At 50.2% G+C, this 11,664-nt stretch carries 10 protein-coding genes; 5 read left to right on the forward strand and 5 right to left on the reverse strand.

Annotation, left to right across the window (positions count from 1 at the left end; genetic code table 11):
- Positions 1–15: 15 nt before the first annotated feature.
- The 4 genes from fabG to HER31_RS03620 all read left to right on the forward strand — a co-directional run bounded on the left by fabG (position 16) and on the right by HER31_RS03620 (position 3,471).
- Complete coding sequence (fabG, locus tag HER31_RS03605; protein ID WP_168659312.1) at positions 16–762, forward strand: 3-oxoacyl-ACP reductase FabG; 747 nt, start codon at positions 16–18, stop codon at positions 760–762.
- 163 nt (positions 763–925) lie between these two features.
- Positions 926–1,159, forward strand: coding sequence for an acyl carrier protein (gene acpP, locus HER31_RS03610; protein ID WP_028118074.1), 234 nt, complete (start codon positions 926–928; stop codon positions 1,157–1,159).
- 68 nt (positions 1,160–1,227) lie between these two features.
- Entirely contained in the window at positions 1,228–2,466 is a 1,239-nt protein-coding gene (gene fabF, locus HER31_RS03615; protein WP_168659313.1) for a beta-ketoacyl-ACP synthase II, read from the forward strand.
- A gap of 144 nt (positions 2,467–2,610) precedes the next feature.
- Entirely contained in the window at positions 2,611–3,471 is an 861-nt protein-coding gene (locus HER31_RS03620; protein ID WP_168659314.1) for an NAD(P)-dependent oxidoreductase, read from the forward strand.
- 126 nt (positions 3,472–3,597) lie between these two features.
- Here HER31_RS03620 and cdd read toward each other — a convergent pair whose 3' ends face one another.
- Both cdd and sbcB read right to left on the reverse strand, forming a co-directional pair.
- Positions 3,598–4,488, reverse strand: coding sequence for a cytidine deaminase (gene cdd, locus HER31_RS03625; RefSeq protein ID WP_168659315.1), 891 nt, complete (start codon positions 4,486–4,488; stop codon positions 3,598–3,600).
- Positions 4,489–4,570: 82 nt separating this feature from the next.
- Positions 4,571–5,983, reverse strand: coding sequence for an exodeoxyribonuclease I (sbcB, locus tag HER31_RS03630; RefSeq protein WP_168659316.1), 1,413 nt, complete (start codon positions 5,981–5,983; stop codon positions 4,571–4,573).
- A gap of 331 nt (positions 5,984–6,314) precedes the next feature.
- On the opposite strand from sbcB, the gene HER31_RS03635 reads away from it, so the two are divergent.
- Positions 6,315–7,874, forward strand: a complete 1,560-nt coding sequence (locus HER31_RS03635) for an MltF family protein (RefSeq protein WP_168659317.1) — start codon at positions 6,315–6,317, stop codon at positions 7,872–7,874.
- On the opposite strand, the gene HER31_RS03640 is transcribed toward HER31_RS03635, so the two are convergent.
- From HER31_RS03640 to HER31_RS03650, 3 genes are read right to left on the reverse strand one after another with little or no spacing between them, the layout of a single operon-like run.
- Positions 7,825–9,816: a transglutaminase TgpA family protein gene (locus tag HER31_RS03640; RefSeq protein ID WP_168659318.1), complete on the reverse strand. Its 1,992-nt coding sequence runs from the start codon at positions 9,814–9,816 to the stop codon at positions 7,825–7,827. The two genes, HER31_RS03635 and HER31_RS03640, sit on opposite strands and share 50 nt — an antisense overlap.
- Complete coding sequence (locus HER31_RS03645; protein WP_168659319.1) at positions 9,813–10,754, reverse strand: DUF58 domain-containing protein; 942 nt, start codon at positions 10,752–10,754, stop codon at positions 9,813–9,815. Before HER31_RS03645 ends, HER31_RS03640 begins: the two co-directional genes overlap by 4 nt.
- A complete protein-coding gene (locus HER31_RS03650) occupies positions 10,751–11,662 on the reverse strand; it encodes an AAA family ATPase (protein WP_168659320.1) in 912 nt (303 codons plus the stop codon). Before HER31_RS03650 ends, HER31_RS03645 begins: the two co-directional genes overlap by 4 nt.
- Positions 11,663–11,664: the final 2 nt, after the last annotated feature.

Raw genomic sequence — 11,664 nt, forward strand, 5'->3', positions numbered from 1 at the left:
TTGGGGAGAAAGCCAATGAGTGTCACTCTGGATCTATCCGGCAAAGTGGCGTTGGTCACTGGTGCAAGCCGTGGAATCGGTAAAGCTATCGCACTGCAACTAGTTGCGGCTGGTGCAAAGGTTATTGGTACCGCAACCAGTGATCGTGGTGCGGCAGCCATCGCTGAATATATTGGTGACAACGGCACCGGCATGGTCTTAAATGTGACTGAGCAAACGTCTGTTGATGCCTTGTTTAGCGACATTAAAGCCAAGTTTGGCGAAGTTGACATCTTGGTTAACAATGCCGGCATCACGCGCGATAATTTGATGATGCGAATGAAAGAAGATGAGTGGACCGATATTATCGATACCAACTTAACTTCGGTGTTCCGCACCTCAAAAGCGGTAATGCGCGCGATGATGAAAAAACGTCATGGACGTATTATCAATATCGGTTCTGTTGTTGGTACCATGGGTAATGCTGGTCAGGTGAACTACTCTGCCGCTAAAGCAGGCTTATTAGGTTTTACTAAGTCGCTAGCGAAAGAAGTTGCGAGCCGCGGGATCACCGTAAATGCGATCGCGCCCGGATTTATCCAAACGGATATGACCGATGAACTGACGGATGAGCAAAAAGCAGGCATTATGAATCAAGTGCCGACTGGTCGCTTGGGTCAAGCCCAAGAGATTGCTGATGCCGTTTTGTTCTTGGCATCTGACCGTGCGGGATACATTACCGGTGAAACAATTCATATTAACGGCGGCATGGTAATGGCCTAAGGCCATCATGCAGTCAAAGGCAGTGAATTCGCTTCGAACTAACGTGAATTTGTAACTAAATTCGTGGTTTGACCACCAAGCTAAACGCTTGCATTGTATGTGGAATCGAATAAAATAGTCGGCAATTCAACGCAAGTGCGTACCTGAATAGGAAAGTAAAATAATGAGCAATATCGAAGAACGCGTTAAAAAAATCATCGTTGAGCAACTGGGCGTTAAAGAAGAAGAAGTGAAAGCTGAAGCTTCATTCGTTGACGATTTGGGCGCAGATTCTCTGGATACCGTTGAGTTGGTAATGGCTCTGGAAGAAGAGTTCGATACTGAAATCCCAGACGAAGAAGCTGAAAAGATTACTACTGTTCAGTCTGCTATCGACTACGTTCAAGCTAACCAATAAGCTGAACTGATAAATTTTTAAAACAGGCGGCTTAACAGTCGCCTGTTTTTTTATTTGCGGAGGTTACCGTGACTAAACGTCGTATCGTAGTTACTGGTATGGGGGCTGTTACCCCTGTAGGTAACGACACTGAAACTGCATGGAACAATTTGCTTGCTGGGACAAGTGGCGTCGGCCCAATCCCTCATTTTGACGCCAGCGAATTCGCAGTAAAGTTTTCTGCTTCGGTTAAAGACTTCAATGTTGAAGAATACCTAAGCAAGAAAGACGCCCGCAAAATGGACTTATTTATCCAATACGGAATGGCGGCTTCGATTCAAGCGCTAAAAGATTCCGGTTTGGAAATTAATGAAGCTAACGCTCACCGTGTCGGCGCCGCTATTGGCTCTGGTATGGGAGGCTTGCAACTGATTGAAGCGGCTAAAGATACCTTGGCGAAGTCGGGTCCACGCCGGATTTCACCGTTCTTTATTCCTTCAACCATCATCAACATGATTGCCGGTCACCTGTCTATCATGTATGGATTTACTGGCCCTAACATCGCCATTGTTACCGCTTGTACCACTGGTGTGCACAACATCGGTCAAGCGGCGCGTATGATCGCCTATGGTGATGCCGATGTGATGATCGCTGGCGGCGCAGAGATGGCGACGACTGAGCTGGGTGTTGGTGGTTTTGCTGCTGCTAAAGCACTGTCTACTCGCAATGACGACCCACAAACGGCTTCTCGTCCTTGGGATAAAGATCGCGACGGTTTCGTTATCGGTGATGGTGCAGGCGTTATCGTATTGGAAGAGTACGAGCATGCTAAAGCTCGCGGAGCGAAAATCTACGCTGAATTAGCGGGCTTTGGTATGAGCGGCGATGCTCACCACATGACCTCCCCATGGGACGATGGTCGTGGAGGCGCGGCGGCAATGCAAAATGCATTGAACGATGCCGACGTTGCGCCGGAGTCTGTGGGTTATATCAACGCCCACGGCACATCTACTCCAGTAGGAGATATCGCCGAAGTTAACGGTGTTAAGAAGATTTTTGGCGAACATGCCTACAAGTTGATTATGGGTTCGACCAAGTCGATGACCGGTCACTTATTAGGTGCTGCCGGTTCGGTTGAATCTATCTTTACCATCAAAGCGCTGCACGATCAGAAAGTGCCGCCAACCATCAACTTGGAAAACCCAGGAGAAGGTTGCGATCTGGACTTTAACCCAGGGGGCGCTCGTGAAGTTGAGTTAGAGTACGCTCTATGTAACTCCTTCGGCTTTGGCGGAACCAACGGTTCGCTGCTATTTAAGCGGGTATAAAGCGCTTAAGTAAAGAAAAAGGCGCCCTTCGGGGCGCCTTTTTGCTATTTGACGTAATTTGCATTGTGTAACGAGATCTCAGCGCAGTATTTCTGCAATGAGTTTGGCAAGATAGATTGCATGCATATTTAAGGGAGTAAAGTAATGAAAGTCGCGTTTATTGGTCTTGGTGTAATGGGCTACCCAATGGCTGGGCACCTGCAAAATGCCGGGCATCAGGTTTGTGTATACAACCGTACATTCGCTAAGGCTGAGCAGTGGGTAGCGCAACATGGTGGTCGCTGTGAAGCAACGCCGGCTTTGGCTGCGCAGGATGCACAGTTAGTGTTTGTGTGCGTAGGCAACGACAATGACCTGCGCTCGGTGCTGGTTGGCGATGACGGTGCCTTTGCTGGTATGGCTCCAGGCAGCATTTTGGTTGATCACACTACCGCCTCTGCAGACGTTGCCCGCGAGATGGACGACGTGGCTACCACGTTGCAATTGGGCTTTATCGACGCCCCAGTATCGGGTGGTCAGGCTGGTGCTGAGAACGGTGTATTGACGGTGATGGCCGGTGGAGACCAAACACAGTTCGAACAAGCGCAGCCGGTAATGGAGGCGTTTGCTCGCAGTGCTGTATTGATGGGGCCAGTCGGCAGCGGTCAGTTGACTAAGATGGTAAACCAGATCTGTATAGCTGGGGTAGTTCAGGGACTTGCAGAAGGGGTACATTTTGCTGAGAAGGCCGGCTTAGATAGCAGTAAAGTATTTGATGTTATCGGTAAAGGCGCGGCGCAGTCGTGGCAGATGGATAACCGCCATAGCACCATGATCAAAGATGAATTTGATTTTGGCTTTGCAGTTGATTGGATGCGTAAAGATCTCGATATCGCCCTGACCGAAGCGCGCCGTAATGGCGCTCAGTTACCGCTAACGGCGTTGGTTGATCAGTTTTATGCTGAGGTGCAAAAGCTTGGTGGCAGTCGTTGGGACACCTCGTCGCTGAAGGCGCGATTAAATTAAGGTAATCGCTCGATATCTGTTATCGACATACAAAAACGCCACCGTAATTGCGGTGGCGTTTTCTGTTAGGCGGTTGGTTTCGGTCGATTTAACAGGAACCAACTATGACGCCGATGTCTTAATTTTCTATTCTTGGTGGCCAAACACAACCTCGAGCTCAACATTACTGATGGAGGTTAGCGCCGACTTGCTGGCGCGAACTTGGCTGATTTCGGCGGCTTCTGCTTCAATCAACAAAGCGCGTTGAATCGAAGTGAATGGCACCTGCTTTAACATCATCGCGTTTAGTGCCATCTGCATTGGCGGTAGACTTGGGTTGAACGCCGCGTTTTCGGCATAGCGGCCACAAAAATGCTGACCGTCTTCGGTTTCTAACACCACTGCAGCCGGGCTTTTGGAATAGGGCGCATAGCTGGCTTGCGCATGGCCTAATGCCAACTGAACTAGCTCATCGGCAGACTCGATGGTGAGTGGCAGCGCCGGAGCACTCATCAAACCGTAACTTATGCCAAGATTTTTCGGCCCAAAGGCATAAGGAAGGTAGTGCGATAGCGATTTGCTGCCTTCGTTGGGTAAGGTTATCTGGAGCTCTTTGGGTGTGGTTAGCTCATTCATAAACTGCCGACAGTGACCACAAGGTGAGGCGTTAACAACGATATCGCTGATGCTTTTTTCACCCGCTAACCAGGCATGGCTAATGGCAGATTGCTCGCCATGTACGCTATGGAACAACGTTTGTTGAGGCAGCTCCATATTGGCACCGAAATAGAGCGAACCGGACTCTCCGACCGCAATAGCTCCAACGTTAAAGCCGGATACTGGGGTATAAGCGAACTCGGCTGCCAGCGGCAGTAAAGCGAGCAATAGATCGTGGTCGACCAAACCACTTTGCTGCTCTAATGTCTCACGTTCAGCTGCGGTAAATTGCCCATAAAACGGTTGCTCGAGTCGTGCTGCTAGTGACTTGGCAAGCGTCTTAGGCATTGCCGCTAAGATCGTTTGATAATTTATACTCATCTGGAATTTCCAAAAAGAAACCTAGGCACAGTGTAGGTAGTTGCGAACTACATTATTGTGCGATTGCTCACGACTAATCGGCTTACAAGCTCTGAAGATAGTGTCCTAGGGCTGTAAGTAGGCGCATTTTATACTCATCTTCGTTATGGGTGCGAAATAGTTGTTCGAGCTGATAAACGTACTCTGGGTTATCTAATGTAGCGGCACAATGTTGTTGCCAGCGACTTAGCTCTGTCTCAGAAAGGGTGTGTGGGTAGTTACGGGCGCGGTACAGGAATAATAACGGCTCTAATCGAGGGTCATCAAATTGCGGAGTAAGCGCTGCTAGATTCTCCGCTGAGGTAGTGCGGATAAGCTCCATTTGAGCTCGGTCTGCATCGTTAAAGAAACCACCATACAATTGCTGATCAACCGGTTGGTTGGTTGCTTCACGAGCTTCATCGTCGAATAATTGGTGTAGCTTTTCACGGATCAGCTGATGGTTTTGGCGCAATAAACGAAAATGCTCACGGCATTGTTGTTTATCGATGTCGAGACGTTCAGCACTGGCATCTTCTAAGACACTAGCGGGAGCAATAAACGGACTCTTGTTGAGGTGCACTAATTTAACCGGCACTCGCGGCTCGCCTTCAGCGCGCTCACTGGCCTTCTGATAGAGCTTCTGCTTTAACGTCTCTACGTCCCATTCGATTAGTGGGGTTGGATCGAGACGCATATCAATACAAGCAACTGCATTTTTATTGGTTGGATGCCATGCCATTGGTAAAACCAGCGATGCACAACCATTGCGGGCTGGGAAACGTGAGCTAATGTGGAGCAGCGGCTTTAACGTAAGGATGTCGATCTGAGCCGACACAGCTTGTTTTTTGCGCAGCGAAAAATACCAATCATATAGCTTTGGTTGCTTGTCTTTGATTAGCTTTGCCATCGCAATGGTCGCTTTTACATCGGACACCGCGTCGTGGGCGTTTTCATGAGCTAAGCCATTAGCAACGGTAAGGTGTTCGAGCTTGAAGCTAGGCACGCCGGGTTCCCGCTCTGGCCATTCAATACCTTCAGGTCGCAACGCGTAGCAGGCGCGCACCAGATCAATGATGTCCCAGCGACTGTTACCGTTTTGCCATTCGCGGGCGTAGGGATCAAAGAAGTTACGGTAGAGAGTATAGCGGGTTACTTCGTCGTCGAAGCGGATGGAGTTATAGCCCACGGTACAGGTACCTGGCCGAGCCATCTGTTGGTGCACCTTGTTGATAAATTCAGCTTCAACTACGCCGACACGATTGGCTTTTTGCGGGGTAATACCGGTAACAAACATCGCTTCGGGGCTGGGCAAGTAATCAACCGGCAGTTGGCAAAACACTTCAATCGGGTCGCCAATTGGGTTCAACTCCAAATCGGTGCGGATAGCTGCAAACTGAGCTGGTTTGTCTTGGGACGGTTTAGCCCCCCAAGTTTCGTAATCGTGCCAAAGAAGGGTGGGCTGATTGTTGCTCATGGTTGGTCGGTCTCAATCTATAGGTGACGCAGGTGAATACTGGCTAGGATGAAGGGCAATCCATTGTTTGTCACGTATTGTCGCGAGTAGAGCACCGTGGCTGGGCAGATTTTGTCTCACTGTTAGTTATCAAATCGGATTTGGTCTCAATAATGGCTAATGAGCTAGGAGGGTATCAATGTTGCAGATAGTTACTGCTATCGTTGTTGCTCCCAATTAACTTGAGGTCAGCAAAGTTAGTTAAATATGTCAGTACTTTAGGTCTATTTAAAAACGGCTCAAACCGACTAAACTAACAATACGATTAAACTGATGTTTGGGTAGATGTGTCATGGGCGAACAGACACGAGTAACCGGTTGGCAGCGGTGGTGCCGTTGTAGCGTGCTGACGATGTTGCTGGCTGTTGTTGCGTGTGGCCAACAGGCGCCGCCAGAGCAGCAGCAAGAATCAATCAATGCGCCGGCACCCACTAAGGTGGCCCCAGTAAGTGTTGCTCCGTTAGATGACGTTTGGCCGATATTGGCACAACCCTCAGGTGGTGATCTCGATGAGATGCTTGCGCGCGGTGAGATCCGCATCCTGACTACCTTTACGCTTGGCTGGTACTACATCGAGCAGGGACAACCCAGTGGCATCACCTATCAATTAACCCAACTGTTCGAGCGCTATGTTCATAAAACCTTAGGTGACAAGGCTAAAGGAGTGAAGGTTACGGTTATTCCTGTTCGGCGTGATCAGCTGTTGATGCACCTTAATAATGGTCACGGTGACTTGGTGTTTGCCAACATGACCATTACTGCTGCACGTCAAGAGCAGATCGATTTTTCCACGCCGTTGACAAGTTCGGCTCGGGAGGTATTGGTTACTGGTGTGGATTATCCAGCGCTGCAAGGCATAACGGATTTGTCTGGCGCCACAGTGGTGGTTCGTAAAGAGTCGAGCTATTACCAGAGCTTGTTACGCTTGAACGATGAGTTGCAAGAGCGTGGTATGAAACCGGTTAATATTCAACTTGCTGATCCTCGCTTGGAGGATGAAGACCTGATGCAAATGGTCGCACAAGGGCACTACCCAGCCAGTGTTGTCGATGAACATAAAACCTGGCCTTGGCAACTGGCTTTGGCTGAGATGAAGGTACATCAACAAGTGGCGCTGCGTGAACACGGACGTATCGCCTTTGGTCTGAGAAAGAACAGCCCGCAATTAAACGAGCTGATTGATGGTTTTGCTGAAACGGTATCTATCGGTAGCAAAGAGTTCAACATGCTGGTGAATCGCTATCTAAAGAGGGGTAGTTGGGTTAAGTCGGCGCTGTCCGACGAAGCCTTTGATAGAGCTGACGAGATGATCCCGCTATTCAAAAAATATGGTGAAAAATATCAGCTTGATTGGGTGTTGTTGATGTCATTCGCTTATCAAGAGTCGCGCTTTAACCCTAAGGCGCGGAGCCATGCCGGTGCCATCGGTGTGATGCAGGTGATGCCGTCCACCGCCAAAGATAAGCGAGTCAACATCGATAATATCTACGATCTTGAGAACAACATCCACGCCGGCACCAAATACCTTAGTGTGCTACGAGATCGTTATTTCAATGAACCGCAGCTATCGGACTTTAATCGCACGGTGTTTGCTATGGCGGCCTACAATGCCGGTCCCAATCGCATTAACCGGTTAAGGCGCCAAGCGAGCAAGCGCGGCTTTGACAGCGACGTATGGTTTCAGAATGTTGAGAACTTAGTTGCAGCGCAAGTTGGCCAAGAACCAATTACGTATGTCTCCAACATATACCGCTTTTATATTATCTATAAGCGGGTACTAGCGGAAGCTACGGAACGCGATCTTATTCGTGAGCGGTTACAGGTTTCACCGCCACAGGCCCCCGACGCTTAGCCTGATTGGTCTGCCGAATAAAGAATTGAAAGCGGCCTCGGAGCCGCTTTATTTTGGCCGGCGTTGGCGTAGCCTGGTATTGCACCTCGATAAACAGCCGACAAAACGGCAGATAAGCGTCGTACAGTGCTTGTGAATGCTGCTGCACCCGTTCTAAATGAGCTAGCGGCGCTTCATTATCCAATCGTTGTATGCCCCAACGACTTAGGCGTTGTTGGGCTTTGTTATAAAGCCTAATAGGTGTCGGAGTTGGTTTAGTTCGAGATAACAACCCAGATTGACTGATGCCAACCAGTAACAAGATAAACCCGAGTAAAACGGCCAATTTCCACCACTGAAAGCCTCCCAGCCACTCCTGCCAAAAACTAATTTGCCGTTTATGGTCGAAACCGATGACGTGGCGACTCCACTGGTAATCCAGTTGCTCAAGCACTCCGCGTAGGTGCCAGATAGCGCGACTGTTGCGCCACGTGAATAAGCCGCTTTGTTGGCTGAACTCCGGTTGTTGTGACAAGGTTGCTTCCGCTCCCTGTTCTACTCGTTCCGGTGCGACCGCTGCGGTTGGATCGATGCGTTGCCAGCCTTGCAATGGCAGCCAATACTCAACCCAAGCGTGGGCGTTGTATTGATATACCGATACAAACTCATTGTTTAAGCCTCTTTCACCACCTTGATAACCGGTAACGATGCGCGCAGGAACTCCGGCAGCACGGGCGACAAACACCATTGTTGAGGCGTAATGTCCACAGAAGCCAGCTTTGGTGTTAAACAGAAAACCGTCTATCTGTTCACCACCGAGCGGCGGTGGTGATAGCGTGTAACGAAATGGATTCTGGCGGAAGTGGCTCATTATTGCCGCCATACGCTGTTGCGGCTGTGGGTATTGTTCGCGCAGTTGTTGGGCCCACTGCCGAGCCAACGGGTTGCCATGAGCCGGTAGTAATAAGTTTTGTTGCTCCGCCTCCAATGATAACGACATCGCCGCCGGATAATGGCCCTGCTGTAGGTCAATTTTAGTACGGCTGATCAATGGCACTTGCCAATGAAGCTGTTGTGCTGCTTGTGGACGTAGGCGAGAACTGTCGCTGCGACTGCCACGCAGGGTTGCCAACCAAGTTTGATTGTTGGCCTCAACCTGAAGGCTATAGTCGAGAAATGGTGCCATCGGTTGATAATGCTCAGCGGGTTCAGTTGCTACATTGGCACTGGCGCTCCAACGGCGACCATCGTAACTGTCCAGAATCAATGCGCGCCAATACAGTTGTTCTGCTGGTGGAGGGTCATCAGTAAAGCTGGCGCGCATCACCAGCTCATCGGAGCGAGTAAGTTGGGCGATATCACCTAATGCCATCGAGTCCGATAGGCCGGTTCGAGCCAAGGTACTGGTTTGAATTTGCCACATTGGCGGTAACCGTGGAATGAGTACAAATAGGGCGATGGCCAGCGGCAGGCTAGCGACGATCAGTTTGAGCGAGAGAATAAAGGTGTGTTTAGTCTCTTGGCTGCGATAGTTGCTGAGCATACAGGCACTGTTAAGCGCCACCATCAGGATGAGCTGAACTGACATTATCGCGCCAAAGCGATCTATCAGATGTAAGCCGATTAGGAAGTATCCAGTAAGCAATACCACCATCAGATCCTTGCCGCTTTTGGTTTCGATGCTCTTTAGGCTGTAACCAAGTAACAGCAAGTTGATTAAGGTGGCCATGGTGCCATTACCACTTAACTGTGAGAATAGCGCCGCGGCGGTACCAATGCCTAGCAGGTTGAGTAACCAGCGAGGGGGGCTGGCCCAACGGGCAAAGAATATGCCTAGCCGCCACAGTAAACACAGGCTGACGATGGCTAGTGTCCAGTGGCTCGCTTGATCCATTAACGGCACCATAATGGCGACTTGAGTAAGCAGCATCCAGCCTTGGGTTGCACGGCTAATGCCGCTCATTTGCCCTCCTGATAGAGCGCAAGGGCGTCCAAACACTGGAGCAAGTGAGTTCGACCAATATCGGCTTCTATCGACTGTTGCTGTAACTTCAGGGCATAGGGTTGGCGATTGTTTTCATGCTGCAGTAGCTGTGCCGTTAGGTGCGATAACCCATCTTCAATCGAGCAGCAGCTATCTAGGGTAAGAATTGTTGGGCTCGCAATCGGTTCGACAAACTGTTTAATCTGCCAACTGCCGGTTTGGGCTAGCTGTTTCCACGCAACCCTACTTTGGCTGTCCCCCTGCTGCCACCGTTCTAGCCCTTGAAAGTCCTCGATGCCGGGACGTATTTGCTGCGGTTGATTCTGGTCAGTGTTGCTGGCGCTGTTTAAACCAGTTGGGCCGGCAATCGCTGTTGGCCAAATGAGGGCGCTAAGATTGAGATCTTGCACTGACCAAGCGCGACAAAGTCCTAACGGATAGCGGGTTTCTATCCAGATCCGGCCAGGGTTGAGCTTACCCCGTTGAGTGCTAGGGAACGGCAGTTCGCAGCAGCTATTGTGAGCATTATCGACGTCGGTTAACTGTGCGGTTGTGTTAGCAAAACCAAGGGCGATATGGTGACGATAACGCTCAGCGCTCAGCTCGACAGTAAAGGAGGCTTGCTCACCGGCGTGACAGGAGTTGCTCTTGCCAGCGCGCAAGGTTATGCCAGATAGGTTGCGGTAGGCCATGAGCAGGCTGGTGTGAAACAAACTGAGTAAGATGAACGCTAAAGCTAATATCAAGTTGTTCTGATAGTTGGTTCCTAGAATGAACAACACCATGCACATCACCAAATAGGCGATACCAGCGCCACTAGGCAATATAAATATACTCCGATGGCTGAGGGTTTGTGCCCGACTTGGCGGTAAGCGCTTATGCAGCCATTTGTGCCACATAGCATTAGCGATATTCATTGAATAGGATTTACCGCCAAGAGGATCTGCTGTGCATAGAGGGTACCGTCGGCACGTAGCCCAGCCCTGAGGCGATGTTCGGTTACCGCAGCAAACACCGCTTGAATGTCATCAGGTACCACATAGTGGCGGCCGGAGATCAGCGCCCATGCTTTTGCTGCTGCTAATAGGGCTCGACTGGCCCGAGGGGACAGTGGTGCGCTACCGTTGTCGCTATTACGTGAGTGATTAATTAATGCCAGAAGATAGTCGAGTACCGCTTCGGTTGCCTCAACCTGGCGCCCCTCGAGTTGCATTTCAGCCAAGTGACTGGGTTGTAATTGCACCAGAAGTTGGTTGAGGTTATCAGCCAAGTGTTCGCCTTTAAGCAGCTTCTTTTCAGCAGCAAGCCCTGGGTAACCGAGGCTTAAGCGCATCATAAAGCGGTCGAGCTGTGATTCTGGTAAAGGGAAGGTCCCTGACTGCTCCTGTGGATTCTGGGTGGCTATTACGAAAAAAGGTTGGGGCAGTGGGTAGGTGGTGCCATCAACACTTACCTGCTGCTCAGCCATCGCTTCCAGCAATGCACTTTGGGTTTTGGGGCTGGCGCGGTTGATCTCATCGGCCAACAGCACCTGACTAAAGATAGGGCCAGAGTGGAACTCAAACTTTTGAAGCGCGGGATCAAAGATGTTTACCCCGAGCAGATCCGCTGGCAGCATATCGGCAGTGAACTGCAGCCGTTGGTGGCTCAATCCTAACGACTTAGCCAAAGCGGTCGAAAGGGTGGTTTTCCCCATGCCGGGCAGATCCTCTAGCAATAGATGTCCCCCAGCGAGCAAGCAAGTAATAGCCAGTTTGAGTTCTACTGGCTTGTCGAGCAATACCTGACCTAACTGCTTCAGAACGGGGCTAACCCTTGGATCCATTT

This window comes from Ferrimonas lipolytica, assembly GCF_012295575.1.
Lineage (GTDB): Bacteria > Pseudomonadota > Gammaproteobacteria > Enterobacterales > Shewanellaceae > Ferrimonas > Ferrimonas lipolytica.